A 26991-nucleotide genomic window follows, 5' to 3' on the forward strand; every position below is an offset into this window, starting at 1 on the left:
CTATACATGCCCAAAAAACTATCCTCTCTAGCTTAAGAATAATCAGTTAATTTGTCCACTTTTATTTTGGTAACATGTGTAAGAATGACCTTCATCGCGATAATAGTTGATTTATTCGAAATTGTCTGACAATTGATGTCGAATCCGCATGATAACGCTCACAATTTGCGCTTACCCAGGAAATAATTTCATTTCCCGAATCCGAATTATTTCCCCAATTTTGGTGCAATGTAGTAAAGTGCTTTTCATAGCTTCTCCCTTGTCTTTACGAACCCTAAGGAGGTTTCCCCCATGACAGGAACCAATCAGCATCAACAACCAGTTCAGCATGCCATTGACGCCGCTGATCATGCGATTCTTCAAGCGCAAGACGCCCAGCATAAGCTGCAAGTCGCTATAACAGAAGCCAACCCGAATGCGATCCAATCTGCTCAAGCGGCACTCGTACAAGCAGATCAACAGGTTTCGCAAGCCCAAAGACAATTAGCTGAATTTGCCAACGATCAGTTTGGACAGCAAATCAAGCAAACGTTCGAACAGTTAAACCAAGCTGCACAGGATATTGAAGCTAATCAAGAAAAGTTTCATACGCCAAAGCAGGTTCGGTAACTGGTATTAACATCACTGTATGATCCAATCTCTAGCCACAGGAGCTAAGCGTTGTTTTTGCGCTTAGCTCTTTTGGCTAGATTCGCATGCCCTCCTCGCTGTAACGATGAAAAACATCCTTACAGCGCCGAAATGGCCTAATTTCTTTGCCTCTTCTTACTGTAACGATGAAAAACAACCTTACAGCGCCGAAATGGTCTAATTCGTATGCTCTCCTCGCTGTAACGATGAAAAACATCCTTACAGCGCCGAAATGGGCCAAATTCGGTTGCCTCCCCTCGCTGTAACGATGAAAAACAACCTTACAGCGCCGAAATGGCCTAATACGTTTGCCTCTTCTCACTGTAACGATGAAAAACATCCTTACAGCGCCGAAATGGCCAGATTCGTTTGCCTCCACTCGCTGTAACGATGAAAAACAACCTTACAGCGCCGAAATGGCCAAATTCGTTTGCCTCCCCTCACTGTAACAGCAAAATCACCTAAAAATGGGTTCCCCCGCAACTCCAACGGCTTTCGGGACACCATCTTTTTATTTTAGGCACACATTATGTTAAACTACGTAGGAAGGTTTTCAAGTTATTTGGGGAGGCACTACATACATGCTCGTGATTGGAATTGCCGGAGGTACCGGTTCAGGTAAAACATCAGTAGCAAAATCGATTATCACAAAACTCGGATCCACGAATGTGACTTTAATTTCACAAGATAATTATTATCTTCATCATAGCGGACTGACCTTTGAAGAGCGGGAACGCATTAATTATGATCATCCTCGTGCTTTTGAAAATGAATTGCTCCTTCAGCATCTGAATATGTTGAAAAGCGGGCAGCCCGTCGACATTCCCGTCTACGATTTTTCGGGGCATGCGCGCTCACAAGAAACGATCCGCATTGATGTTAAACCGATTGTGTTGCTGGAAGGCATACACGTTCTAACGGATGAGGAACTCCGCGGTGCGCTTAATATAAAGGTTTTCGTAGATACAGACCCTGATGTACGCATCCTCCGTCGTCTATCTCGCGATATTAATGAGCGCGGCCGTTCCTTACAATCCGTTTTCGACCAATACTTAACGACAGTGAAGCCCATGCATGATGCATTTATCGAACCGTCCAAGAAGTACGCTGACATCATTATTCCTGAAGGCGGAGAAAATCAAATCGGTATCTCGTTGCTTACCATTTTGACAGAACGCTATATGACGGATCAAGCTGCAAATTATGAAATCGGTTAGCATCCGAAACGGCAAGAAGCCACTTTCCTTTATCATGGGAAAGTGGCTTTTTTCATGCCGTACGTGCTTTGAAAATGAACCCCGAGAGGCCAAACAACAAGTACACAAGGCCAAGAAAGTAGAAAATACTGAACACGCTCAAATAGTGAAGAGCCATCCCGCCTACTAAAGGACCGATGATACTCCCTACACTATATTGAATGGAGGCAATAATATTGGCTGTTGGCAGCAAATGACGCGGTAAAATATCTGCCGCATAGGCCAACCCTAGCGAGAAGAAGGAGCCTACCATGCCGCCTGCTATGCCCAAACAAAGCCCAAGTCCCCATAAGTTTGTCCCAACGAAAGGTACACAACTGAACGCTAAAGCCCCTACGATGGCCGTACCCATGAGAATTGGCTTACGACCTACGCGGTCACTCCATATCCCCAGCGGCAACTGCATGATGAGCCCACCGATCCCTGTTACGGGAAGTAAAAGTCCAATCGTAGACTCCGAAATGCCAATCCGAAGGCCATAGAGCGGGAAGTTGCTATTCATCGCCGCTTCCATGTATCCAAAGAGCAATGAAGTAATCAGCGGAAACCATGCTAAGGAAATGACTGTTGTTGCTCGTTTATGCGCGGCTTCCGCACGTTCAGCTCGCTCTGGCTTTTCATTTTTCAGCCTCGTTAGAAGTAATAAGATTAGCAGAAAGAATGCACTTGTCACCATAAAAGGCACCCAAATCCCCGCTTTAAGCAGGGTTATGCCTAATGGACCGAGACTAAACCCTACCCCGTAGGCCATCCCGTACAGGGAGATATTGCGTCCTCTCTTCTCTTTCGGACTGGAAGCTACTATCCAGAGTTGTGTCGCGAAATGTAAGGCGCTATCGCCAATACCCACTAGAAGCCGCAGTACAAACCAGAAGCCAACCTGTTGCCAGACCGGAAAAAGGCAATTCGCGATAATAATTAAGCTCATCCCGATCATAATGACGGGTTTATAGCCATAACGGCGAACAGGCTTCTCAATGATGAACATCGTCGCAAAAATCCCAATATACAAGGCCGCCGCATTTACACCGTTTGCACCTGTTGATATACCAGAACGATCTAATAATATCGTGAGCAATGGCAAGAGCATCCCTTGGCTCATTCCCGCGACGATGATGACCATGATTAATGTGGTTAATTGATAATTAGATCGCAGTAATTTAAGCGCCATTCCCGAAATCCACCGTTTCCCATCTCTCGGCACAGTCATTTAGCTTGCCATGAAGGGGAACACGGAACTGCGTAAATATGACGAGTCTTGCTTTTTTTATCCATTCTTTGAAAGATGGGTAGGTAACGAAGAGGTTCGCATAACGATCGCTCATGCATATAAAGTGAGGACCTGGGGATTTCTCCGTTAAAAAGTTAAGCGATGTATCGAGTGGCGTATATTTCTTACGCTTCCCCTCCCATTTGTCCACTTCAACTTGGAGATTCGTATCTACATCCTCTAACAGGTGTTCAAGATGCTTCAGACGGGCATAATAGGGCATTTCCGATCGAATATCCATTCGACGGAGTGTTTCCTCATGCTGTGGATAGAAGATGATACGAACGAATTTCCGTTCTTCTGCCCAAGCGATACAAGCGCTCATTTCGTGCTCTGTCCAATCTTCGAATGTCTCAAAAACCAGAACTGTTCCCTTATCTGAATTTACCGGGGGTTCATACCCGAAGGGTACTTTTATTTGATCTCGTGCCATTGCTTCCTCCTCTAGTTGATCTTGCATGTCGTTGGTATGATGGAATTACTTACACATATACCTAGTATACCCCTTCCATCCCCATGAAACCATTGCCCAGATTGGATTACAAGATCACGTTACGTTATAATTTGGGGGTACGTATTTTTTAATTAAGGGAGACCTATAGGATGAGAGATCCAAGATTACAAACTTTTGCCCGAAACATTATTCGATATTCCGTGAGCCTGCAGCCCGGTGAGAACATATTGATTGAAATGATTGGTGTTAAAGATCCAGAACTTGCGAAATGCTTAATTGAAGAGGTTTATGCAGCCGGAGGTAATCCATTCATTGAGTTGCGTGACCCCGCCATTACGCGCAGCTTGCAAATGAAAGGAACGCAAGAACAATTCAGCACATGGTCTGCGATTGAGCTTGCTCGAATGAAACAAATGGATGCCTATGTCGCTGTCCGCAGCGGTGATAACATCACCGAGTCATCTGATGTGCCTGATGAACAAATGAAGCTGTTCCTGAAGTACTTCCAACGTCCAATCTTCGATGAGCGTATTAACAATACCAAATGGGTCGTAATGCGCTACCCGAATCCGTCAATGGCGCAGTTGGCTGGAAAAAGTACAGAAGCTTTCGAGGATTTCTACTTTAACGTCTGTAACCTTGATTACAGTAAAATGGCAAAAGCAATGGAATCCCTCGTTGATTTGATGAAACGTACGGATCGTGTCCGTTTGGTCGCCAAAGGTACGGACCTCAGCTTCTCGATCAAAGGCATCGGTGCTGTTCCTTGCTCAGGACTCCGAAACATCCCGGATGGCGAGGTCTACACGGCACCTGTGAAAGATTCCGTAAATGGTACAATCAGTTACAATACACCGACTATTTACTCGGGCACATCTTTTGAGAACATTGTCCTGACCTTCGAAAATGGCCGCATCATTAACGCGACTAGCAACGATACCAATAAACTGAATGAGATCCTAGATACAGATGATGGCGCACGCTATATCGGCGAATTCGCAATTGGTGTAAACCCCTACATTCAACATCCGATGAAAGATATCTTATTTGATGAGAAAATTGACGGCAGCATCCATTTCACACCAGGTCAAGCTTATGAAACTGCGGATAACACCAATCGTTCATCTGTCCACTGGGACATGGTTCTGATTCAACGTCCAGAGTATGGCGGCGGCGAAATTTATTTCGACGATGTGCTCATTCGCAAGGATGGCCGTTTCGTCATTCCAGAGCTCGAAAAGCTTAACCCAGAGAACTTAATGTAGTTAACTATAGGAAAAGGCACAGACTTAAAAAGCAGTTGAAACTTCCGAGTACGATTCACTCGGTAAGCTTCAGCTGCTTTTTAGCCTAACCAATGGAAGATAGTATTTCCCGCGGATTCTGAATGTTGAGGCAGACTCGTTGGGATCAACTTTGACATTTGACTCACCGGACTAACTCGATTAGATATACGTTCACTGGAAAGTATCTGCACCTCAGCTCCTCTCGGTACGAAAGGAAATAGTTGTTGTATGTCGTCATTCGTTAATCGAATACAACCTAAAGACTTCGATTCTCCGATCGAGCTCTCGTCATAGGTGCCGTGTAACGCGATAGATCCTAGTCCTAAGCCTGCATCACCATAGCTTTGACTTGTCTTTCCTTTGGGCTGCTGCACTCGCTCTATGACCCGATAAACGCCATCAGGTGTGCTGCCATTAGCACCAAGACCAATTTCTTTGTCCCATAGCAAATGGGAGCCGCTAACCAGCTGCAACTGATACGCACGCTGATTCACTTCGAGATGAACAGGTTCATAGGGAACCTCATCTCCTCCGACTACATTCGCATAGAACATATGCGCAATATCTGCCGCTTCGGGATTAAATACCCATCCCCCATCACCCCTATAGGCTGATTGGATCTTATTCGAACCCGAAACAGTTTCAATCGGGATGAAGCTCAAATAATTTAGCGGATAATCCTGCAGGAGTTCATCTATTCGTCCGGGGGCTTGTCCCACATCGTCTCGATAGGATGCCAAAGCTGTTCGAACTAAATTAGCACCAATCGCGCTTAGCGGTTGGTGCTCTTCAAATTCAGCGTTCAGAAAACGGATGTGAACCAATGCATCTGCCTCTGGCTGATACGTTGCGATAACCATCGCACGCCTTATATCATCCTCATTAGTGAGCAGCATCGTTTTCCCTTTATCCACGTTATCCTCGGTGACAATCCCATAGAGGAGAATCGTTGTCTTCGGTATTTCCTTTGCCAAAACCAAGGCTTGTGCATGAAGCTTCTTCTCGATTTCTGCATGTGACATCTCTGGTGAGAGATACAAAATGAAAGGCTTGTCTACCGATTCGTAAGTTACTTGTGTGCCTGCACTCCAAATTTTCATTTTACTAATCGTACGTGAAATAGCATGATCTCCAGTAAAAACTAATACTAAAATGACATTGAGAATCAGAAGGACAAGCAACAACATTTTCATAAATGGTGGTAATAAAGGCTTTCGCTTCTCCGGAAGCGTCTGTTCTAGATTCGCAACGTGAGCGGCTTGCTGCTGATCCAGCATGTGAATGGCACGATTTGCAGCTGAATAGAAAGGCGAGGGATAGGTCTTGAGCACTTCCTTGTAATGAAACCTGGCTCTCTTCCAATTCCCTTTCTCACGAAATTTCTGCCCCAGATTGAAATGGGCTTCAGGCGAATTCGCATCCAGATAGCGAATAACCTTCTCATGGTAAAGTGGATCAGCATGACTAATGAACAAATTCTTGTGCAAATGGACGAGGTGATCATCGAGTTGGTTACGGAATCGTTGGTTTCGTCGGATCATTTGGCTCCTCTCCGTTCATAAATTTAGCTAGTCACACAAGTTGAATGATACATTAGGTATCTCTGATACATAATGTATCATGAGAGAAATGGAAAGACAACCCTTTTTCCGACTTAACATTTAACCTACGTCATCAAATAGTAAAAGACGCCCTCAGCCCCAATAAACAAGGCTAAGAACGTCTTCTACTTAGTGATATTAACTACCTAATGCGCGACTGTATTATAGGTCATAATCCAGATCGAGCCGGCTACGATTGTTACTAGAATGACTAGACCAAATAGCAGCGCCATGATGTTCCACCGGGCATTCTCGCCTTCTTTGACATGCATGAAGAAGAACAATTGCACAGCAAATTGCAGAACGGCCATTACTAAAATCAAAATCAATGTACCCGTTTTCCCTAGCATATGATTCATGACAACAACAAGTGGAATGATGGTCAAAATGATCGATAACGCAAAACCGATGATATACGATTTCAATGATCCATGCGACCCGTGATTGTTTTGAGATTGTGTATGTGGTTGGCTCACTTACATCACCCCCATGAGATAGACGACCGTAAAGACGAAGATCCAAACGACGTCCAGAAAATGCCAATACAAGGAAATGATCTCTACTTTACGTTTCGTAACTGTTGTGATCCCGCGGCGCTTCAATTGAAAAATTAGACCAATCATCCAAAGTAAACCAACGGAAACGTGCAAACCGTGCGTGCCAACTAATGTAAAGAAGGCCGATAGGAAAGCACTCGTGGAGATTGTTGCGCCCTCATGGTTAACCATGGTAATGAATTCTGAAAGCTCTAGTCCAACGAATAATGCTCCTAATATAACTGTCACAATCAACCAACCGATTAATTGCTTCAGATTTCCTTTGTGCATACCCAATACAGCTAAACCGCTTGTAAAGCTACTTGTCAGCAAGATGAAAGTTTCCGCGATGATTCCCGGCATCTTGAATAACTCTTCCGGTGTTGGTCCGCCATTCGTATTTTGGTGAAGGACGATATAGGTCGCAAAAAGCGAGCCGAATAAAATAACGTCTGTGATTAGAAATATCCAAAAACCAAACGTTTTGAGCGATTCATGCTCTTGTTCATGATCGTGTTCATGGTCGTGTGCACCATGTGCTGCTGTGTGTGCCATTACACCTTCACTCCTTTCCAAGCGGCGTCTTCCGTCTTCTTCACTTCATCCGCTGGAATATAGTAATCCGTATCATAGCTGAAGGAACGAGCAATCATACAGATGGCAACACCAATTAATGCTGGAATGGTTAGCCACATCCAATCCCAGACGAATCCGAAGCCTGCAAAAAACCATAACAGCGATATGACAAACGGAATTGCTGAGTTTTTAGGCATATGAATCGGTTCATAGGTAGTTGGCTTCGGTTGTTTCTTGCCATTCTCTTGCTTCGCTTCCCACCAAGCGTCAGCGACTTCTGCTTTAGGCAGCACAGCAAAGTTGTAAAGTGGTGCTGGTGAAGGAATGGACCATTCCAGTGTACGTGCATCCCACGGATCGCCAGTAACATCTTGTTCTCTGAACTTAATGGAGTGAGCAATTTGCCACACTTGGAAAATGAAACCAATACCCATTAAGAAACCGCCGACGGTTGAAACCATGTTAAGCGGACCCCAGCCCATATCCCAGCTGTACGTGTAGGTCCGACGCGTCATTCCGTCTAAACCAAGGAAGTATTGCGGCATGAAACAGACATAGAAACCAATGTTCCACACCCAAAACGCCCATTTGCCCAGATGTTCATTAAGTTTAAAGCCGAACATTTTCGGCCACCAGTAGTAGAGACCTGCGAAATATCCGAAGGCTACACCACCAATTAATACTTGATGGAAATGCGCAATCAGGAAGTAACTATTATGGAATTGGAAATCAGCTGGAGCGACAGACAACAGAACCCCTGTCATTCCCCCAACAACGAAACAAGGAATGAAGGCGATTGTCCAAAGCATCGGCGTCGTGAAGCGAATTTTCCCCCGGAACATCGTGAAGAGCCAGTTAAATACTTTTGCCCCTGTAGGAATCGCAATTAGCATTGTACTTATCGCGAAGAAAGCATTCACATCCGCGCCAGAACCCATCGTGAAGAAGTGATGCGCCCAAGTAAAGAAGGATAATAAGCTGATGATGAGCATCGCGAATACCATCGATTTGTAACCGAATAGTTTCTTCTTCGAGAAGGTTGATACGATCTCGGAGAAAATACCGAAGGCTGGTATCACGACGATATACACCTCAGGGTGACCCCACATCCAAATTAAATTAATATACATCATCGGATTACCGCCGCCGTCCAAGGTGAAGAAATGGGCACCAAAGAAGCGGTCTAAGAATAGTAACGCTAGTGTAACTGTTAAGATTGGAAATGCGAAAATGATCATAATGCAACTTGAAAATACGGACCACGTGAACATCGGCATTTTCATCAACTTCATACCAGGTGTACGCATTTTCAAAATGGTCACAATGAAGTTAATCCCTGTTGCCAAACTCCCGATACCTGAAATTTGAATGCCCCAAATGTAGAAGTTCTGGCCCACTCCTGGGCTATGTGACAATTCGGATAGTGGCGGATAGCTGAGCCAACCTGCATCTGGTGAACCACCGATGACGAATGAAACATTGAATAGCATAGCGCCCCAGAAGAACATCCAGAAACTTAGGGAGTTCAAGAATGGGTACGCGACATCGCGCGCTCCGATTTGCAGAGGAACAACAATGTTGAATAAACCAAACATGAGCGGCATCGCCATGAATAAAATCATGATTACACCGTGCGTTGTGAAAATTTGATTATAGTGATCTGGCTGTAGGAACTGGCTATCCGGAATGGCTAGCTGCAGCCTCATTAGAAGCGCATCTACACCACCGCGGAATAACATCATTAACGAACAGATAATATACATAATCCCAATTCGTTTATGATCGACGCTTGTCAACCATTCCCGCCAAAGCCAACCCCATTTTCGGAAGAACGTGAGTACGAATACCATGGCTACTAACGAGAGCCCGATACTAACCTGGGCTCCCAGAATCATGGGATCGCCCGTTACGAAAAACTCGGATGCAAAATCTTTAATTTTATCCAGCATGAGCAGATCTCCCTTTCATAAAACTCTGATCTATCATCAATTACTTCGACATATTCATCTGACTATGATCCATTTGCGAATGGTCCATGGAGCTTTCTTTCTTTATGTCCTTTGTATCCTTGCTTTCGTGACTAGCCCCATGACCATTGTGAGCAGGCTGACCATTCGTATACTTCGTTACGATTTGTTCGAAAAGTCCATCTGGGATTTCCGAGAAATATCTCACACCAGATTTACCTGGCATTGCTAATTCCTCGTAACCTTCTTTGGTTAATTTCGTAGGGACCTTCTTGGTCTTCGCAATGAACGAATCAAAGTCTTCTCGCGAAGTCGCATTCACATCAAACGTCATGTCAGCGAAATGTTCACCACTGAAATTCGCTCCTGTACCAAAATAATGTCCGATCTCATCCGCTTGCAAATACAACGTCATCGCCATGCCTGACATCGTATAAATTTGCCCGCCTAATTGTGGAATCCAGAATGAATTCATCGGTGCATCCGAAGTCAATTCAAACTTAATCGGTGTATCTTCTGGAATTTGCAAATAATTCACCGTAGCGATCCCTTGCTCTGGATAGGTAAACAACCATTTCCAATCGAGTGATGTCACCTGAATGGTAATCGGTTCTTTATCCGACTTCAATGGTTTTGACGGCTCCAAAGCATAGGTGTACTTCAGCGTAACCACAGCCAATGTGACAATAATGATGATCGGCACAGCCCACCAAACGATTTCGAGTGAGGTACTGTGAGACCAATTCGGTTTATACGATGCCTTATTGCTTTTGCTATCGCGATATCGCCACACAATCCAACCTGTAAGCACAAGAACCGGAACAAGGATGACCCCACATAAAATAGTTGCAATCACAATTAAATCTCTCTGCTCAGCACCAACGGGTCCTTTAGGATCCAACACCATAGCTTGGCTGCAGCCAGAAAGTACTAAGATGATGGCGACCATCATGAAGAGCATTCCTGCTTGTACAAGCTTTCTCTTCTTCATCCACTTAACCTCCCAATCAACAAATCCTGCCTGTTATCAACATATCATCTTGTTCGTCAAAGTTCACCATCACAAAGTCAACTTAACAAATACGTCAACGGTTCGACGTAGTAATGTAAAACAAATGTCACAGAACGTTTGTTGACTCTGCTGGAAAAATATGAACAGCAAAAAGCCTTCCAAGTATTAAACTTGAAAGGCTTGCATAGTATTCCTTCGAACCCTCGTTCTCATTCACTCTTGGAAACATTGCGAGAATGTACCAAATGAATAGCGGTACGAATCACATAAATGTGGACACTTCCGACCATGAACCCAATACCCACCATTAATGTTGTATTGCGATCACTGAAGCTTTCTAAACTAAACAAGCTAAGTACTAAACCTATAGCAAGCAACGCCCATGCGGCAAAAGTCATTAATTTCACTAACGGCATCACATCTCGTTCAACACGCTCAACGGAATTTACGGACACGGCTCTATTTGACATTATCATCACCACTCCTGACTTAAATGTAAGTGCTTTAAAACTAGTATAACACAAAAATCAGATTTTGTTCATATTTTATTCACACGATGATCAAAATTTGGACAAAATTAAACTAGCTAATTATGGAACATAGGTTTGTATTGACATTAAATAAAAATTGTGTTATAATTAAATATTTGTTTGACATACTACACGCCAATGGATATGATAATTCCATGCCTTTTCACACTTATCATTCCAAATTGGAGGGTTTCACATGCAAATTTCTGAAGGACTTTATTCCGTTGACTTATCTATTCCACTCATGGGTCGAATCAACGTCATTCATCCCGCCTTATTCGTTGATGAGCAAGGAGCTGTACTTGTAGATACAGGCTACCCTGGTACCCTTCCACTCCTACAGAAAACATTAGAAAACTTAGGCGTTGATGCATCAACATTGGATTCCGTCATCCTTACACATCAGGATATCGATCATATCGGAGGTTTACCTGCTCTTCTCGAAAATTCCTCCCAGCCCCTAGAAGTATTCGCTTCTGAACTAGAAAAAGCTTATATTCAAGGCGATAAAATGTTAATTAAAGTAACCCCTGAATCCATTGAACGTGCTGTTGCGAATTTACCTGCAGACACGACACCTGAATGGCGAGACGCGTTCCGACGTAACCTTGAGAACCCGCCGAAGGCACCGGTTAACACCATTTTGGAAGATGGTCAGATCATCGACAGATGTGGTGGGATTGTTGTCATTCTTACGCCTGGTCATACACCAGGTCACATGAGTCTTTATCATAAAAGAAGCAAGACCTTAATCGCCGCGGATTCCATGGTTGTCGCTGAAGGTGAGCTTCAAGGACCAATACCAGCTTACTGCGCTGATTATCCCTTAGCCTTGCAGTCATTGCGAAAATTTTTGCAATTCGATATCGAAAGGGTACTTTGCTACCACGGCGGCTTAATCACCGATAATGTGAATCAACGAATCGCTGAAATTGTAAACTCCATAGAAGCTTAGTGAACGAAAAAGGGCTGACTAACCGTAGATGATCTACAGGTAGTCAGCCCTTGCTATTATGTACGTTCTACTTCAGAAGTGTATAACTGCCGATAAACGGAAGGGGTTTAACTTGACCTTGCGCTGCCGCAACAATGCCCAGCACGGCCAAAATTACCAATGCCAAGTTAGCAATCGGCTGCAGGATCCAACCAATGAATGGGATAATGCCGAGAACGACATTCACGATGACCCATGCCAAAAACAAAGTAAGTCCTTGATTGGCATGGTACCACGCAAACTTGGATTCCTTCGCCGCGATTAACGGGATGAAAAACAAAATGTACGCAAGAATCGCCATTCCTTTGTTACTTTGAATATCTGTGGAATCGTACATGGACAGCACCTCATCTTCTCAGAGTTTTCTCTTCCATTATATTCAATTTCCAGCAGCTATTCATCCGCCTACTGGACAAATCTCAAATTATTTTCGGACCAACTTCCACTCGTGCCAAGCCTTCAGCAACTCCTGCTCTCGCTCTGGTTTTAATCCAGCTACTCGAACCATTTCAGTGCCTCGACCTTGATCCCATGCCCGTGTATCTTTCACGGTGTCTACTAGTGCTCTCGTCGTTAAACCCGATTGGAACGCTTTTGCATTGTTTAACTGCAACATACCGATCAAACTGTCGCTTGGAAGCCACAGCGGCAGCTCCATCCAGGGGCCTACCCCTTTTTCGACTAAGAACTCTTCCGTCACCCAAGTAATCGTCGTCTCCACATCGTTATCGGTAGATCTGCAAGCTTCCACGACATCTTCCATGGCATACTCTTTTCCACTCGCATGAATAGTTCCCGTTACGCCTTGTTCAATCAGCAGTATCGTCCAGGCCGCAAGATCACGCACATCAATGAATTGAAGCTTTCGCTCTTTGGGCAGCGGAACTAAAACCTCACCGCCTCGTTGTAAGCGAGCAGGCCAGTAGGTGAATCGGTCTGAGGCGTCATAAGGTCCAACGATCAGACCTGGGCGAATGATGAGTGCTCCAAGAGGAAATGCTGCTTGGACAACCTGTTCACATTCCGCTTTGAGCGCCCCATAGCGCTGCCCAGGATCTGCTGCCTCTTCGAGCTTCAACACAGCTGCTGTTTCATCCAATTGAACCTGCTTTAAATCTGCATAGGCAGAAATGGTTGAAATGAATGTGTAGTGCTTCGCCTGTTTCTTCAACATGTCGGTCGTTGATTTCACAGACTCCGGCTCATAACCACTGGTATCAATTACAGCATCCCAATGTATATCTTGCAGTTTAGCAAGGTCGGTATTCCGATCACCTAGAATGTGATGGACTTGTGGAAATGCAGCAGCATCGTAAAGACCACGATGGAACAGTGTCACTCTGTGTCCTTTCGTGAGTGCCGCTTCTGTCAGGGCTCTTCCTAGAAATTTGGTGCCGCCAAGGATCAGAATGTTCATGTGTGACCTCCACCTCACTCCGGATTTACTTGAATGATTTCATCTAATAAGGTTCTCGCTTTTCTTACCTTCGCTTCCTCAACCGCCCCACTCACACGCCCATTTTCTCTTACAGCTGTGCCAAGGTGGACATTATGCACCCCAGTAGCTTCGACAAACGAAGTCAAACTGTCGAGTGTAAGTCCTCCACCTGGCAATATGTTTAAGTGACTGCCGCGGGTAATCGCCATAAGTAGTCGTATCTGGTCAACAGCATGAAGTACACTTGCGGCGCCTCCCGATGTGAGCACGGATTGAATTTGTTTATATGACATCAGCATTGGCAGAGCTTCTGCTTGTTCTTTTATTTCGTCGAAGGCCCGATGAAAAGTCACAGGCAAAGAAGTAGCCCCTAACAAAATTTCAAGATTGTGGCGATCAATCTTCTTATCCGGCGCCAACACGCCGAATACAAGAGCGCTAGCACCTGCTTGCTCCGCGCCTTGGATCGAATCGAGCATCGTTGCGATGTCCGCCTCTGACATATGAAAGGATCGCGCATGCGGACGAATCATCACGTTCACTGGAATTTGCACAGCGGATATAATTTGCTTAACGAGCTCTAAATCGGGTGTTAACCCTCCCTGTTGCAAATCCGCAACAAGTTCAATCCGATCTGCGCCGCCAGCTTCAGCTCGCACAGCATCTTGCAACGTAGTTGCGATTACTTCCAATAGCATGTTTCGAACACCCTCCATTATCAGATATATGAATTCCCATTTATACTCTAACACAAAGTGGACAACACAAAAAACTCCAATAATCGATTGGATTAAGGAGTTGTGTCACCCTATAGGATATGTAGTCCCTAAATATTCGAAGCCGTTTGCCATTGTTGTTGACGCACTTCGACGAGCTCAAGATTGGCAAATGAACGACTAAGCTTCAACAATTTCTCCGTTGCTGCTAATTTCGGCAATGGTGCACTCATAGGCTTGCCTTTGTAACATACGATAAACAACAATTTCATCACCTTCGCTTTCTAGGATTACAACGTTTCGTTGGCTTTGCTGCTATATCATTCGAAAGACCCCCTCAGTTTTGAGGGGGTCTTTCGACATTTCGACAAATTTCGCTTCAGCTTATATTACACAATCGCCAATTCAGATAACTTTGCCCGAACTTCTTGAGTTAGTTGAACCGCATCTTCCTGACGATTCACGACATCGATGCGATCCATATCCACGATAAGAACTTCAGATGCATGATAATGATTCATAACCCAGTCATCATAACCTGACCAAAGCTGACGATAATAATCAACTAACGATTGATCCTGTTCAAAGCTGCGGCCACGAAGTCCGATTCGGTACATAACCGTTTCGAAGGAAGCCTTCAAATAGACCATCAGATCAGGCGCCTTCTTAGGCAGCTCCGCCAACTCTGACATCATGTTATCAGCCAAGCCCTCATACACATCAAACTCCAATTGTGAAATACGTCCTAACTCGCGGTTCACCTTGGCAAAATACCAATCCTCATAAATACTTCTGTCCAGTACATTTCTGTTATGTACTAATGCCTGTTTAATGGCCTTAAAACGCGTATTCAAAAAGTGCAATTGCAGCAAAAACGGATACCGATGCTTTTCGATTTCTTCCGGTGATGCTGTGTAAAATAGCGGTAATATCGGATTATCATCGACACTCTCATAGAAAACATTCGAATTTAGTTCTTGCCCCAGTAAAGTGGATACCGAAGTCTTACCAAGACCAATCATTCCCCCAACCACAATCACTGCCATTGACCCCTTTCTCCTTCTACCCTATCGTAATTTACCTAATGTCAATTCAGCAAAGCTTACCTATTATACAAGGAATTCAAAAACGAGGGAACCCTCTTTTTTTTTCCTTTATCGTTTGACTTGACTGCCGCTAAAGAGTCCAATCACTTGGCCGTGCAAATTTTCCTCCTTCAACCGCTCATATTCTACCTATTTTAGGAAATCCTCTAAGTAACCAACAAAAAAATTATGAACACAGTGTGATGAATTCATCTGCCATACTGTCTCTATTTATAAGTACCTAACTACTATCCATATGACAGAGGTGTATCGATGATTTACGGAACGAAGCTACTAGATACAGATTCAGAATTATTTGCTGCTGCCCTAACAAAAACGCCAGTGTTCGTGTGGTCACTCGATCAATTAGGCGTTTATTACCAAGTAACTACAGGGATTATCGTCAAATACACGCCAGATCATGTACAAGTTTACAATGAAAATAACACCACAATTTCTACTTGGTATTCAAGAGAAACTTCGGAATTTAGTATTGCATTCTAGAAATGAGAAAACCGCCGATACCGGTTCAATCCGTCGGCGGTTTTCAGCTTCTCATCGTGTTTAAAGCAAGAAAATCAATTATGCTCCCCCGTATACGTTGGCAAGAACACATCAATAGTCGTCCCATATCCCACTTGACTTTGGATGTTCATGGTCCCTTTGTGCGCTTCGACAATCTTGAAGCACATCATTAAACCTAAGCCAGTCCCCTTCTCTTTCGTTGTATAAAAGGGCTCCCCTAGCTGTTTCAATCGCTCCTCTGGTATCCCGATTCCATTATCTTGTGTCCGTACTCTAATCTGATCATTCCCATGTAAGGAAACGATCAATTTGATTTGACCATCCTTCGGTATGGCTTCCATCGCATTTTTGATCAAATTAATGAATAATTGTTTCAAATGCATCTCCGAACACGTAATTTCAGGTATATCCGATTGGAATTCCAACACTAGCTGTACGTTGCAAAGTACGGCTTGCGTATCCAGAAGAGCAATGACGGATTGCAAAATCGTCACTAAATCACTTTTTTTATACGTAATCGCTTCCGGCTTTGCGATTACTAAGAATTCACTAACGATAAAATTGATGCGATCCAATTCAGATAACATGATATCAAAATAATGCTTTTTATCTTTCAGATCGTGCTGGAGAAGCTGTAAGAATCCGCGAAGCGAGGTAAGTGGGTTCCTAATTTCATGTGCAAGTCCCGCCGCGAGCTGTCCAGCGACAGACAGTTTGTCCGATTTTCGGAGAAGCTCCTCCGTTTGCTTGCGTTCAGTAATATCTCGTGTAATACCTGCGAACCCGAAAATTTCACCTTTTTCGTTCCAAATGGGCGTTTTCGTTATACTCACATGGATCAATTGACCATCTTTACGAAGTCGAACCGATTCCATCCCTGATATCTGCTTCCCTAGTCGCAGTTCGTTATACATAGCTTTGCGTTCTTTTTCCAAATAATCAGGATAAATCGGTAATGTTTGATCCGCTAACTCCGCTTGACTCCAACCAAAAATATGCTCATGCGCCGCATTGACTGAGATCACTCGCTCATTCAAATCCAACACACAAATTGCGTCCGTGGTGTTATTAATCACAGATTCCAGAAGCTCTTTCGTTTCTCTGAGCTCAGTTTCCATCCTCTTACGTTCCGTAATATCAACACACGATCCGATAACCTCCACCATGCGCTCATTCTCCATTATGGGGCGCAATGAAGTTAGATAGGTAATCCCCCGAAAGGTAGCTTCAAACATCACATTTTCTTCGCCATTCCATGCTCGATGGTAATAACCTTCTATGGAACTGGCCAAAAAAGCAGGCCAAATATCATGTAACGTATTCCCTAAAATGTGTGATGGCTTAAATCCCAAACGATAAAGCAACTCTCCGTCACACAAAGTATGGATGAAATTCCCATTTATTTCCCTGAACTTTAAGGTCATCCCCTGTTGTCTTCGTACGGTGTCATGGAGATCCTGTTGTGCGATTCGCAATGCTTCTCGGTCACGATTGAATTGTGTAATATCCTTGGCGATTAAATACACGCCATCCAATTTATCATTAACAATGATCGGAACATTTTTGACACCTAATTCTATTTGTTCGCCATTCTCTTGTTGGAACACCAACATATAGTTATCATTTTGCATGAGGATGCCAGCAGCAGAATCGAATCTCGTGTTATTATGCAGAAAAATATGATGGATAAATTGAGAGAGCAATTCATATTCAGAGTATCCTAGAATCCTTTCCATGGCTGGATTAACACCTTGTATGCGACCATGGATGTCACAGGTCAAAATACCTGCGGGATTATGCTCAATTAATGATTTATAGCGCTGTTCGCTTTCCGCCAGTTTACGTGCCATGTCAGACTGTTGGGAGAGGACATTTATTTGAACAATAAAGGCCTGAGGTCTGTTGTCTGCATCTCGAATGATTGACATCCGCCAGTCAACGCACAGTAAAGATAAATTCTTATGTAGAATATTGATCGTTTCTTGATGGGTAGGCATCTCTCCACCAAGTAAATTCTTCATGATACGTTCTATGTGACGCACTTGATTAGGTTCTACTAACGACTTCATTTGCGTTGTAAGGAGCTCCGGCTCCGAGTAGCCGACGATGTCGCACAAGCTGCGATTCATTTTCAACCAATGACCCTCAAGCGAAATCAGAGCCATTCCCATTGTGGTGAATTCAAAAATCGCATCGAACGATGGCTCCATTTCCGAATGCTTATTCATATATTTTCCCCCAGGGTACATGCTTAGATGGTGATCCTCACCGTTTGATAGATTCGACAATCCCACAAACAATCCTGCACTTAGCGCCTTATGGATTGAAATTGTTCACGAAATATGCCCTTGCTTTCCGCCAATATGTTAGAATAGAAAGGTTCATTATTCTTCATCTCACGTTGTAGGAGGATGCTCCCTTGCCCAATATTTGGACACATTTAATTTTCGGTCAAAAAGCGATGAACCAACTAGGCCATACTTCGGTTCTAAACGATAACCAGCAGCGGCACATTTTTTCTCTAGGCTGCCAAGGACCTGATTTTCTTTTTTACCACAACTTTCTACCTTGGCAGAAAGACAAGAAATTAAATGCACTCGGAAGTCTCATGCACAAAGTTTCCTGCGGACCCTTTTTACTCGAACTAGTTCGACGGGTGCAAGGCCGTGGCTTATACAATCCCGCGGTCCTCTATGTTCTAGGTTTTCTGACACATCATGTTTTAGATCGTAATTTACATCCATATGTATTCTATAAATCTGGTTTCAAGAAATGGGATCATCAACGATTTGAAATCATCATGGATACCATTTATGCCAAGCATGAGCGTGATATCCAAACGTGGAATACGCCGGTTTGGAAAGAAATTTTTGTAGGTGAAAAGTTCCCCTTAGGCATTGTACCGGCCCTCACCGCTGCAACCGCAATCCATTACCCAGGAATCGCCTCACAAATGAAGGATTCCGATTGGGACGACGCCTACTATGACATGATCCGCGCACAACGATTATTTCATGATCCGCATGGAATCAAACGAATATTGACAGCAGGTCAAATATCACCATTGGTTTACACGAAGCATCCCGCTCCACGCGATTATTTTAATGAGGCCAAGACAACTTGGAACTGTCCAACGGATCTGAATGAAACCTATACATACAGTGTATGGGAGTTGTTGGAGACAGCAATGGACGATGCCATCCTTGTGCTTGAAGCAGCCATACAAGTCTTGCAGCGAGGTACCGAAGCTGACTACGACGCTTTTCGCGAAGTTCTCGGAAACCGCTCCTACGAAACAGGTAAGAATTGCGAGCTTGACTTGCCGATTACCCATGTACAACCTATATTATAGAATAGCTAGGCAATCTTTACATAGTCAATATATACTATTCGTTTCGGAACGTAAGTTTCGGTCTATACAAATGAAAAAAACCATGAATATTGTCATTCATGGTTTTCGTTATGCCCAATAGTGGGGATTATCCAGTCGATCTCTGTCATTTCAAGTCGATTCAGCGCGGTATTGACAGTAGAAAAAGGCTTGCTGCCAAAGAATCCGCGATACGCTGAAAACGGGCTTGGATGGGCCGATGCTATGATCACATGTCGGGTGGTGTCGATCAAAGATCGTTTGGCCTGTGCGTGGCTTCCCCATAGCAGGAAGATGACAGGTTTCTCTCGAGCACTTAACGCTTGTATGATCTGATCCGTGAATCTTTCCCAGCCCATTCCCTTATGCGAATTAGGGAGTGCCTCACGAACGGTTAATACCGTATTTAAAAGTAGAACGCCTTGTTCTGCCCATGTTTTCAAATAACCATGATCAGGTACCGTACAACCGAGATCTGATGATAGTTCTTTGTACATATTTCTTAGCGAAGGAGGGATCCCAATCCCTGGTTTCACAGAGAAACTAAGTCCATGAGCTTGCCCGCTCCCATGATAAGGATCTTGTCCCAGTATCACAACCTTCGTATCCGCAAAAGAGGTCCATTCCAACGCACAAAACACTTCATCCTCTGGTGGATAAATGGTATGCAGCGAATACTCTGCTTGCAGAAACTGTTCAAGTTCCTGATAATAGGGCGCTTGAAATTCGTCTGCCAAAACCGTCAACCAATCATTCGTTACCGATTTCACGCCTTAGTTCCCCCATGCATTCATTCCGTACCGAGTACGCCTGTAGCAACGTCCTTCAGCACAATCTTCCCCTCTGTTTCTGTTCCATCGTCTAAAACAAGCTTCAACTTCGTCGTTTTCCCTTTTTGAACAAGTGCTTGTACTTGTGTGTCGGTTAAGCTTCGACCGAAGCTTTCCTTCCAAATAACGAAGGAGCAGCCTTCCTTATAATGCGAGCAGCCATAGCCTTTACGCCCCATGAAGAGGGAGCCGCCGCAGCCTGGTCTTGGACACATCGCAATGAACGTGCTAGCTCCATCCCCTGCTGGCTTCGCAGCAGGCGCACGCTTCTTCGCAGTAGCTTTCGGTGCTCCGTCCCCACGAGCGGTCGTTTTCGTTGAAGCTGTTCCACGTTTGCCAGTTGCTTCCGGTGCATTCTCGCCTTCGAAATCCGTTTTCGAAGCTCTAGCTTGCTTGCGCACCTTATCGACAATCAGCGTCGCAAATCGCTTCACATTGTGCATAAACTGGTCGTCCGATGCTGTACCACGGGAAATTTCGTTCAATCTGCGCTCCCATTGCCCTGTCATCTCAGGTGACGTCAACAGTTCTATGCCCGCTCCGCGAATCAATTCAACGACCATTCTGCCCTTCTGGGTCAAAATGATTTTCTTCCCCTGCATGTCGATATAGCCAACCTTCTTCAAGCGTTCGATCGTTGCTGCTCGTGTCGCCGGCGTGCCTAGACCGGAGTCCTTCATTGCATCGCGGAGCTCTTCATCCTCAATCTGCTTCCCCGCGCTCTCCATCGCCTTCAGCAAGGTGCCTTCGTTAAAATGCTTAGGTGGCTGGGTGTCTTTCTCCTTCACAATGGCATCTGTACACAGCACATCCCCATTCGCATCGATGGAGAAAGGTTCGTTGACTTCGACCTCTTCCTCGTCATCCGTGTCTTCCTTTTCTTTCCCTTTGGTCGCCTTCGCCTTTTCCTTCTTCTGATCAGCGTAAATGACCTTCCAGCCTAGCGACAACAATTCTTTGACGGTTGTCTTGAAAAGCTCTTGTTCCACTTCCGTCATGACCGTATGCACTTTGTAGGCAGCAGGCGGGTAAAATTGAGAGAGAAAACGTCTGACAATGAGATCGTACAATTTCTGTTCATCCGGACTTAGTCCTGAAGCCTTCTTATTCGTAGGCAATATGGCGTGGTGATCCTCAACCTTAGTCGGATTACAAATAAATTTATTATTAATATGAACAAGATTGCGATTCGCGCCTTGTACAAGTTCGTTATAAGCCGTTCCTTGTAAGGCGTTTAGCGCCTTATGCATATCCGGAATATTTTGCTCCGTCACATAGTTGGAATTCGTTCTTGGGTACGAAATAACCTTATGCTTCTCATACAAAGCTTGCGCTGTATCCAACGTTTTCTTCGCAGAAAAGGCATATTTCCCATTCGCCTCACGTTGGAGCAAGGTCAAATCATACAATTTGAATGGGAATTCTTTGGTTTCTTTTACCTCGTAGGACTGGATCCGAGCGGGCTTCCCTTTTACCTTCGAAGCAAGTGCTGCCGCCTTCTCACCATCCGTGAAGCGTTCCCCCTGCCACATGCCTCGGTATGGTGTTTCCCCTTGCGCGAAGTGACCCTCTAGCTCATAAAATTTGAGCGAGGAAAACGCCTCGATCTGCTTTTGGCGATCATAAATTAGCGCAAGCACCGGCGTTTGAACGCGTCCCACCGATAGCAACACATTATGTTTCGTCGTAAACGCACGTGAACCATTCATGCCAATCAGCCAATCCGCTTCACTGCGAGAACGCGCGGCGCGCGTCAAGTTCTCATACTCGGCGCCATCCTTTAACGTTGCGAACCCATTGCGAATTGTTTCCGACGTTAAATCGGAAATCCAAAGCCGCTTAACAGGCTGATTGAGCCCCAGGTGCCGCTGGATAAGGGAGAAAATGTGCTGCCCTTCTCGCCCGGCATCGCACGCATTAACCAGTTGATTGCATTTCTTCGCTAGCTCCGCGATCACCTTGAGCTGATCATACGTACGCGGGTTAGGAATTAACTTAAATTCAGAAGGAATAATTGGAAGATGATTAATATTCCACTTTTTATATTTTTCATCATAATGATCCGGTTCCGCCAGCTCAATCAAATGTCCGATTGCCCACGTGATGATATATTGCTCACCTTCTAGATGAGACCTCATATTTTTGGCTTTTGGTTCTATTGCGGCAGCTATGTTTCGCCCCATATCGGGTTTTTCCGCAATAATTAATGTCTTCAACCACAAATCGCTCCTATCATGTGATTCCCGAAGTCATTCTGGAAATCAGATTCTGTCGATTCAGTGTATCCCACTTTATTATCGCCTGCAATATCGATTGCGTGAATTATGACTTTTGGCATAAAAAAACAAACCAGTTAACATCCAATTCCACGGATTCTGACGGGTTTGAACAGGTGCATTGAATTCAAAACTTGGGACTCTGCCCTATACATTGGCATTAACTGGAAAATATACAGCTATTTGCGAGATATTTCCTCAAAAATTTGTATTAACTGTAAAATATGTATGTAATATCTCCATTTTCATTCGAATTAGCTAAAATAGTTAAGATTAACTGTATGTTCTCCATCTATTCAGCATACGATCGAAAAACCCCTTAATTTAACTGTAAAAAATACATTTATTCGCCTGGAGCATAGTCTTAGTCGGGATCGATGTTCTCGCATTGCATGGCGGATATCCACAACGCAAAAAAACCTCTCACTCCACCATAAAAGCGGAGTAAAAGGTTCACATGGATTTAGTTTAAACCAACTTCCCATTCCAATAATAACTATCTTCCCTATATACCTTGAAAGCAATTTCAACCTCAGGAATCCCGAGTGATAAAATATGTTTAGTCAACACTTCTGCATAGGCATCTCGAATTTCCTGCCCTCGCTCGAACCAGCCTACCTCAATAAATGGGTACGTCGCACAGATCTCACCTTGGAAAATGGAGACGGTTGGTAAACATTCCAACATGAAATTGTCTATACCACAAGAACAGACAGCAGCTAATTCGGATATCAGTGCTGTGCTAATAGATTGAATATGAGGAACACTAATCCCTCTTATAATCATATGAGGCATTCTCGAAAGCTCCTTTGCTTGTGCGGTTAAGCTCTCATTAATTCTTTTATAGTTTGCAAGGAGACCCCTGTTTGATGGTAAATTTCAATAAGTGTCGCGCGTGGATTCGTTCGAACAAAATCCTTTACTTTATTCGAATCGTGCAAAACAAGCTGCGAGCAGCTTGTACATCTCTTTTCCCATTTCGTGAGGAAAACGCGCCCACATTTATCACAATTACAAAGTGACATCCTTACACTCCCCTAGAACCGTTGAATGACCTGCTCTATAAGGTCATTCGTAATGTCAGGACGATTTCCGGGGGTACATTAGTAATATTTTTTACAATGTTACGAATTCATTCTCCCACCCCAGCACAAAGGCCTCCCAACGTCTCTCTTCTGGAAAATCTACCAGATTGCCAAAGTGCCTCCCAATCGTAACATGCTGCGTTTGATGAGCTTTAAGTGCAGCCGCCTTAACGGACCATTGCTTCTCGGTGTCAATTAGAATGTACGGTTGGTGCCCTTGCGCACGCAGGAGCGGAGAAAATGCATAGAACAATTTCCTTACACTTGGACAAGCACCACTTTGTACAGCCGCAGTAGTCGCTTTGGAGATCGCGATATGGTCACGATGTCCATTACCGCCATCTTCTGCAAATGTGTAGACATTCTCCACCTCGTGACGCTGAATAAACGTAATAATCTGTTGTACGAGTGTCTCAAAATCAACTTCATCCAATTGACCGTCTGGCCAGCCTAAGTGCTCAATCGTTGAAATCCCTAGGATTTCAGCTGCTGCGCGCATCTCTAGTTCTCGTAGCTCCGCTAATTCTTGCCGATTCTTCGCCCGCTCCAACCCTTGTCTCCCAGCATCGCCACGTGTGGCTAGAAGTAAGACATTGTCTTCTCCAGCATCAGCTAGACGGCGAATGAGGCATCCGCTTAAGAATGTTTCATCATCAGGATGGGCATAGATAAACCCGTTTTGGGACCCCATTGCACGTCCACCTCATCTTTCATTTATGCTAAAACAGCCTCAATATCAGCGCTAATGTCCGCAGGTTCTGTACGCGCACTGTATTGTTTAATTACATTTCCATTCGCGTCAACTAAGAATTTCACGAAATTCCATTCAATGTCGCCAGTAGCATACGGCTCAGGCGTATGGCTTAACAAATACGTATATAATGGATGCGCATGCTCACCTTTTACATCGATTTTATCAAATAACGGGAATGTCACTTGGTAGTTAAGCTCGCAAAACGCTTGGATCTCTTCATTCGTCCCTGGCTCTTGACCAGCGAATTGATTACAAGGAAATCCGAGTACGACCAACCCTTGATCTTGGTATTGCTCATACAATGCTTGAAGCCCTTTATAATGCGGTGTAAGTCCGCAAGCACTAGCAACATTCACAATGAGAAGCGTCTTCCCTTTATATGCTGAAAGTGTTTGTGTTTCGCCTGAAATCGTTGTAACTGCGATATCATAAATAGACATGAATCCCTTCGCCTCCATTATTTAAAATGCATACTTCCTCAGTATACCATTCCTTTCCACAGAAGCCCAAATGATCGCCAATGATTTTCCAGAATCACTTTCTATCTCCCGCTAGGTGTGTTATAGTGTTTACCTGTTTATGACAAATCAATAGACAACATCTGATCTTAGGAGGTAACTGATCTTGGACACAAAGACTCAAAGTGCCTATCAAGAAGAACTTCAAAGGCTTGAACAAACGAATAAGGAAATCGATAAACAACTGGAACGCCTTAGAGCAACTCCTGTTTATTACGGTCCTGATTTAACGGAGCAAGCACTTGAAGTTTTGCGCGAGAACGGCAGGCACAATTTAGCCAAAGCCATTGACGAGCCCTATTTCGGCCGCCTTGACTTCGAAGAAACAGGCACGGGTTCACCCTCACCGCTTTACATTGGTAAAGCCGGCGTAGAAGACGAACGAACAGGTAGACTTCTCGTCATTGATTGGCGTGCGCCAGTAGCAAGCCTCTTCTATTCCTTTACAGGCGGCTTGGACGCAGCTTCCTATGATTCGCCGGACGGTATGATCGACGGCTTAGTCTACTTGAAGCGAAACCTTGTTGTGCGCAAGCAAATTCTCCAGCGTGTTGTTGATACATATGACCGGAATGAAGACTCCCTCTCTGTCGGCGATGAGTTCTTGCTATATCGCTTAGGCGAAAATAAAGACAACAAACTGCGCGATATCGTCTCCACGATTCAAGCGGAGCAAGATCGGATTATCCGTGCAGCGAAGAATACCGCACTTATCATTCAAGGGGTCGCAGGAAGCGGTAAAACAACCGTAGCTCTGCACCGCCTCGCCTTCCTTCTCTATCAATACCGTGAACAAGTTCGGGCAGAGCGTATGATTATTTTCGCACCCAACTCTATGTTCTTGGACTATATCTCAGGCGTGCTCCCTGAGCTCGGTGTCGGCAATATTCAGCAGAGTACATTCACAGATTGGGCGCTTGATGTGCTCGATCATGAAGTGCAAATCGCCGATCAAGAGATCACATTACAACGTTGGTTTGCTCTCGGAAGCAAGCGGCCTCCAGTCGATGACCAAGCGCCAGGGCGCTTCAAAGGAGCTATCAATTTCAAAAGCTACCTGGATGACTGTCTCAATCGACTTGAAACCACCTACGTGCCAACTGCGGACTTCTCGCCTTGGGATGGCGTCAAGCTGCCCATAGCTACCATTCGCGAATGGTTCTTCGTCGAGAATAAGCATTATCCGATGATTAAACGCCGTGAGCGCGTCGTTGTGCGTATCAAGCGTTGGATGGAGATCCAGCTTGAGAAGGTGTGGGAGCAAAGCTTAAAAAAAGAGCTGAAGAAGAAATCCGCCCAGAAGCTGCGTACTTATTTGACAGGATGGCCTGAGTATACGGCATTTACCTTCTATAAAATGCTGTTCACAGACAAAGGTCGGCCGGACAGCTTGCCAGTAGTGCTGCTTCAGAACATGCCCGAGTCCATCGTAGCTGCATCAGCTAAGCTTTTCAAAAAGAAGGAAGTTGGGCTCGAGGATCTAGCTCCTCTCCTCTACATTCATACACGGCTTCATGGCATTTCGTCGGATCGGTTATTCGATCATGTTGTCATTGATGAGGCGCAAGACTTCTCACCATTCCAAGTGGCGGTGTTAGATGCGTACACACGCAACAGCTCATTCACGATCTTGGGTGATTTATCGCAAGGAATACATGCGTATCAGGGTATTCAAGATTGGAAGGAATTTTCCAGTGTGTTCCAAGAGGAAGAAACAGGATATTTCGAGCTCGAGCGGAGCTATCGTTCCACGATGGAAATCATTCAGTTTGCGAATTCGGTGCTCCAACGCGGCGTAAGCAATCCCTTACTTGCCGTTCCTGTCTTCCGCAGCGGGAATAAAGTTCGTGTGCTGCAGACTTCGCACAAAGAGCGGCTGCCGCTGGTGCAGAAAGCGATCACAAGCTTGCTAGCTGGCACCTCCAGCACAGTCGCTGTCGTCGCGCGTACGGAAAAGCAAGCTCAGGAGCTGCATGATGCGTTGACGCTCGCGGGGATTGAGACGAATTTGATCACCTCCAAGCAACGCGTTTATCGCGGTGGCATCTCAGTGTTGCCTGTTTATTTGACAAAGGGCTTAGAATTCGATGCCGTTATTCTCATGGACGTTACAGCGGAGCATTATGAAACAACCCTCATGGATGCCAAACTTCTTTACGTAGGGTGCACACGCGCCCTGCATGAACTATGGCTGCTTGTGACGGGAGATATTTCACCGTTAGTCACTGTGGACCAACCGGATATCACGACAACGGAGTTTCCAGTGTAAATACCAAAAAGAC

The 26991-nt window shown here is 44.6% G+C and carries 26 protein-coding genes; 7 read left to right on the forward strand and 19 right to left on the reverse strand.

The annotated features are described in order from the left end of the window. Positions 1 to 291 precede the first annotated feature (291 nt). Both GC096_RS13145 and udk read left to right on the forward strand, forming a co-directional pair. Positions 292 to 609: a hypothetical protein gene (locus tag GC096_RS13145; RefSeq protein ID WP_171630670.1), complete on the forward strand. Its 318-nt coding sequence runs from the start codon at positions 292 to 294 to the stop codon at positions 607 to 609. A 602-nt stretch (positions 610 to 1211) separates the two neighbouring features. Continuing rightward, entirely contained in the window at positions 1212 to 1847 is a 636-nt protein-coding gene (udk, locus tag GC096_RS13150) for a uridine kinase (RefSeq protein WP_171630671.1), read from the forward strand. A gap of 52 nt (positions 1848 to 1899) precedes the next feature. Here udk and GC096_RS13155 read toward each other — a convergent pair whose 3' ends face one another. Beyond that, positions 1900 to 3057 (reverse strand): MFS transporter, encoded by a 1158-nt coding sequence (locus GC096_RS13155; RefSeq protein ID WP_171630672.1) that lies wholly within the window; start codon positions 3055 to 3057, stop codon positions 1900 to 1902. Next, positions 3047 to 3589: a hypothetical protein gene (locus GC096_RS13160; RefSeq protein WP_171630673.1), complete on the reverse strand. Its 543-nt coding sequence runs from the start codon at positions 3587 to 3589 to the stop codon at positions 3047 to 3049. The genes GC096_RS13155 and GC096_RS13160 overlap by 11 nt, the downstream gene beginning before the upstream one ends. Before the next feature lie 170 nt (positions 3590 to 3759). Between GC096_RS13160 and GC096_RS13165 the strand changes: the two genes are divergently transcribed. Beyond that, complete coding sequence (locus tag GC096_RS13165; RefSeq protein ID WP_171630674.1) at positions 3760 to 4875, forward strand: aminopeptidase; 1116 nt, start codon at positions 3760 to 3762, stop codon at positions 4873 to 4875. An 80-nt stretch (positions 4876 to 4955) separates the two neighbouring features. Here GC096_RS13165 and GC096_RS13170 read toward each other — a convergent pair whose 3' ends face one another. From GC096_RS13170 to GC096_RS13195, 6 genes are all read right to left on the reverse strand, one after another. Next, positions 4956 to 6437: a L,D-transpeptidase family protein gene (locus GC096_RS13170; RefSeq protein WP_171630675.1), complete on the reverse strand. Its 1482-nt coding sequence runs from the start codon at positions 6435 to 6437 to the stop codon at positions 4956 to 4958. 206 nt (positions 6438 to 6643) lie between these two features. Beyond that, a complete protein-coding gene (cyoD, locus tag GC096_RS13175; protein ID WP_171630676.1) occupies positions 6644 to 6973 on the reverse strand; it encodes a cytochrome o ubiquinol oxidase subunit IV in 330 nt (109 codons plus the stop codon). After that, a complete protein-coding gene (gene cyoC, locus GC096_RS13180) occupies positions 6974 to 7588 on the reverse strand; it encodes a cytochrome o ubiquinol oxidase subunit III (protein ID WP_171630677.1) in 615 nt (204 codons plus the stop codon). It abuts the gene before it with no gap. Beyond that, complete coding sequence (locus GC096_RS13185) at positions 7588 to 9558, reverse strand: cbb3-type cytochrome c oxidase subunit I (RefSeq protein WP_171630678.1); 1971 nt, start codon at positions 9556 to 9558, stop codon at positions 7588 to 7590. The genes cyoC and GC096_RS13185 overlap by 1 nt, the downstream gene beginning before the upstream one ends. A 40-nt stretch (positions 9559 to 9598) precedes the next feature. Next, entirely contained in the window at positions 9599 to 10567 is a 969-nt protein-coding gene (gene cyoA / locus GC096_RS13190; RefSeq protein WP_171630679.1) for a ubiquinol oxidase subunit II, read from the reverse strand. Positions 10568 to 10797: 230 nt separating this feature from the next. Next, positions 10798 to 11058 (reverse strand): hypothetical protein, encoded by a 261-nt coding sequence (locus GC096_RS13195; protein ID WP_171630680.1) that lies wholly within the window; start codon positions 11056 to 11058, stop codon positions 10798 to 10800. 256 nt (positions 11059 to 11314) lie between these two features. Between GC096_RS13195 and GC096_RS13200 the strand changes: the two genes are divergently transcribed. Then, positions 11315 to 12073: an MBL fold metallo-hydrolase gene (locus GC096_RS13200; protein ID WP_171630681.1), complete on the forward strand. Its 759-nt coding sequence runs from the start codon at positions 11315 to 11317 to the stop codon at positions 12071 to 12073. A 67-nt stretch (positions 12074 to 12140) separates the two neighbouring features. Here GC096_RS13200 and GC096_RS13205 read toward each other — a convergent pair whose 3' ends face one another. The 5 genes from GC096_RS13205 to GC096_RS13225 form a co-directional block, all read right to left on the reverse strand. Then, complete coding sequence (locus GC096_RS13205; protein WP_171630682.1) at positions 12141 to 12449, reverse strand: DUF4870 domain-containing protein; 309 nt, start codon at positions 12447 to 12449, stop codon at positions 12141 to 12143. Positions 12450 to 12536: 87 nt separating this feature from the next. Beyond that, positions 12537 to 13529: an NAD-dependent epimerase/dehydratase family protein gene (locus GC096_RS13210; RefSeq protein ID WP_171630683.1), complete on the reverse strand. Its 993-nt coding sequence runs from the start codon at positions 13527 to 13529 to the stop codon at positions 12537 to 12539. 14 nt (positions 13530 to 13543) lie between these two features. Then, positions 13544 to 14248: a copper homeostasis protein CutC gene (locus GC096_RS13215; protein WP_171630684.1), complete on the reverse strand. Its 705-nt coding sequence runs from the start codon at positions 14246 to 14248 to the stop codon at positions 13544 to 13546. Between the two features lie 128 nt (positions 14249 to 14376). After that, the gene (locus GC096_RS13220) at positions 14377 to 14529 is read right to left on the reverse strand and encodes a hypothetical protein (RefSeq protein ID WP_216626111.1); all 153 of its coding nucleotides are present in this window, start codon (positions 14527 to 14529) and stop codon (positions 14377 to 14379) included. Between the two features lie 126 nt (positions 14530 to 14655). Further along, entirely contained in the window at positions 14656 to 15312 is a 657-nt protein-coding gene (locus tag GC096_RS13225; RefSeq protein ID WP_171630686.1) for a deoxynucleoside kinase, read from the reverse strand. Between the two features lie 312 nt (positions 15313 to 15624). Here GC096_RS13225 and GC096_RS13230 point away from each other — a divergent pair, with 312 nt between their 5' ends. After that, positions 15625 to 15855 (forward strand): hypothetical protein, encoded by a 231-nt coding sequence (locus GC096_RS13230; protein ID WP_171630687.1) that lies wholly within the window; start codon positions 15625 to 15627, stop codon positions 15853 to 15855. A 74-nt stretch (positions 15856 to 15929) separates the two neighbouring features. Here GC096_RS13230 and GC096_RS13235 read toward each other — a convergent pair whose 3' ends face one another. Then, positions 15930 to 18104 (reverse strand): PAS domain-containing sensor histidine kinase, encoded by a 2175-nt coding sequence (locus GC096_RS13235; RefSeq protein ID WP_171630688.1) that lies wholly within the window; start codon positions 18102 to 18104, stop codon positions 15930 to 15932. A 191-nt stretch (positions 18105 to 18295) separates the two neighbouring features. Here GC096_RS13235 and GC096_RS13240 point away from each other — a divergent pair, with 191 nt between their 5' ends. Beyond that, positions 18296 to 19228 carry a zinc dependent phospholipase C family protein gene (locus GC096_RS13240; protein WP_171630690.1) on the forward strand — a complete coding sequence of 311 codons (933 nt, stop codon included), beginning with the start codon at positions 18296 to 18298 and terminating at the stop codon, positions 19226 to 19228. Positions 19229 to 19320: 92 nt separating this feature from the next. On the opposite strand, the gene GC096_RS13245 is transcribed toward GC096_RS13240, so the two are convergent. From GC096_RS13245 to GC096_RS13265, 5 genes are all read right to left on the reverse strand, one after another. Further along, positions 19321 to 20016: a uracil-DNA glycosylase gene (locus GC096_RS13245; protein WP_171630691.1), complete on the reverse strand. Its 696-nt coding sequence runs from the start codon at positions 20014 to 20016 to the stop codon at positions 19321 to 19323. A 20-nt stretch (positions 20017 to 20036) separates the two neighbouring features. Beyond that, complete coding sequence (locus GC096_RS13250; protein WP_171630692.1) at positions 20037 to 22292, reverse strand: type IA DNA topoisomerase; 2256 nt, start codon at positions 22290 to 22292, stop codon at positions 20037 to 20039. 528 nt (positions 22293 to 22820) lie between these two features. Next, on the reverse strand, positions 22821 to 23147 hold the full coding sequence (locus GC096_RS13255; protein ID WP_171630693.1) for a DUF1904 family protein: 327 nt from the start codon (positions 23145 to 23147) through the stop codon (positions 22821 to 22823). Between the two features lie 321 nt (positions 23148 to 23468). Continuing rightward, positions 23469 to 24128 (reverse strand): PIG-L deacetylase family protein, encoded by a 660-nt coding sequence (locus GC096_RS13260; RefSeq protein WP_171630694.1) that lies wholly within the window; start codon positions 24126 to 24128, stop codon positions 23469 to 23471. A gap of 23 nt (positions 24129 to 24151) precedes the next feature. Then, entirely contained in the window at positions 24152 to 24631 is a 480-nt protein-coding gene (locus GC096_RS13265) for a glutathione peroxidase (RefSeq protein ID WP_171630695.1), read from the reverse strand. A 184-nt stretch (positions 24632 to 24815) separates the two neighbouring features. On the opposite strand from GC096_RS13265, the gene GC096_RS13270 reads away from it, so the two are divergent. After that, positions 24816 to 26978, forward strand: coding sequence for a HelD family protein (locus GC096_RS13270; protein WP_171630696.1), 2163 nt, complete (start codon positions 24816 to 24818; stop codon positions 26976 to 26978). The last annotated feature ends 13 nt before the right edge of the window (positions 26979 to 26991 follow it).

This window comes from Paenibacillus plantarum (genome assembly GCF_013141695.1).
In the GTDB taxonomy this organism is placed as follows: domain Bacteria; phylum Bacillota; class Bacilli; order Paenibacillales; family NBRC-103111; genus Paenibacillus_E; species Paenibacillus_E plantarum.

Excerpts from the sequence above, each read along its gene's own strand:
- GC096_RS13235 (WP_171630688.1), bottom strand. The coding sequence starts at position 18,104 with ATGAATAAGCATTCGGAAATGGAGCCATCGTTCGATGCGATTTTTGAA.
- GC096_RS13195 (WP_171630680.1), bottom strand. The coding sequence starts at position 11,058 with ATGTCAAATAGAGCCGTGTCCGTAAATTCCGTTGAGCGTGTTGAACGA.
- cyoC (WP_171630677.1), bottom strand. The coding sequence starts at position 7,588 with ATGGCACACACAGCAGCACATGGTGCACACGACCATGAACACGATCAT.
- cyoA (WP_171630679.1), bottom strand. The coding sequence starts at position 10,567 with ATGAAGAAGAGAAAGCTTGTACAAGCAGGAATGCTCTTCATGATGGTC.
- GC096_RS13160 (WP_171630673.1), bottom strand. The coding sequence starts at position 3,589 with ATGGCACGAGATCAAATAAAAGTACCCTTCGGGTATGAACCCCCGGTA.
- GC096_RS13165 (WP_171630674.1), top strand. The coding sequence starts at position 3,760 with ATGAGAGATCCAAGATTACAAACTTTTGCCCGAAACATTATTCGATAT.
- GC096_RS13255 (WP_171630693.1), bottom strand. The coding sequence starts at position 23,147 with ATGCCTCATATGATTATAAGAGGGATTAGTGTTCCTCATATTCAATCT.
- GC096_RS13205 (WP_171630682.1), bottom strand. The coding sequence starts at position 12,449 with ATGTACGATTCCACAGATATTCAAAGTAACAAAGGAATGGCGATTCTT.
- GC096_RS13155 (WP_171630672.1), bottom strand. The coding sequence starts at position 3,057 with ATGGCGCTTAAATTACTGCGATCTAATTATCAATTAACCACATTAATC.
- GC096_RS13145 (WP_171630670.1), top strand. The coding sequence starts at position 292 with ATGACAGGAACCAATCAGCATCAACAACCAGTTCAGCATGCCATTGAC.
- GC096_RS13265 (WP_171630695.1), bottom strand. The coding sequence starts at position 24,631 with ATGTCTATTTATGATATCGCAGTTACAACGATTTCAGGCGAAACACAA.
- GC096_RS13185 (WP_171630678.1), bottom strand. The coding sequence starts at position 9,558 with ATGCTGGATAAAATTAAAGATTTTGCATCCGAGTTTTTCGTAACGGGC.
- GC096_RS13260 (WP_171630694.1), bottom strand. The coding sequence starts at position 24,128 with ATGGGGTCCCAAAACGGGTTTATCTATGCCCATCCTGATGATGAAACA.
- udk (WP_171630671.1), top strand. The coding sequence starts at position 1,212 with ATGCTCGTGATTGGAATTGCCGGAGGTACCGGTTCAGGTAAAACATCA.
- GC096_RS13215 (WP_171630684.1), bottom strand. The coding sequence starts at position 14,248 with ATGCTATTGGAAGTAATCGCAACTACGTTGCAAGATGCTGTGCGAGCT.
- GC096_RS13210 (WP_171630683.1), bottom strand. The coding sequence starts at position 13,529 with ATGAACATTCTGATCCTTGGCGGCACCAAATTTCTAGGAAGAGCCCTG.
- GC096_RS13230 (WP_171630687.1), top strand. The coding sequence starts at position 15,625 with ATGATTTACGGAACGAAGCTACTAGATACAGATTCAGAATTATTTGCT.
- GC096_RS13170 (WP_171630675.1), bottom strand. The coding sequence starts at position 6,437 with ATGATCCGACGAAACCAACGATTCCGTAACCAACTCGATGATCACCTC.
- GC096_RS13225 (WP_171630686.1), bottom strand. The coding sequence starts at position 15,312 with ATGGCAGTGATTGTGGTTGGGGGAATGATTGGTCTTGGTAAGACTTCG.
- GC096_RS13200 (WP_171630681.1), top strand. The coding sequence starts at position 11,315 with ATGCAAATTTCTGAAGGACTTTATTCCGTTGACTTATCTATTCCACTC.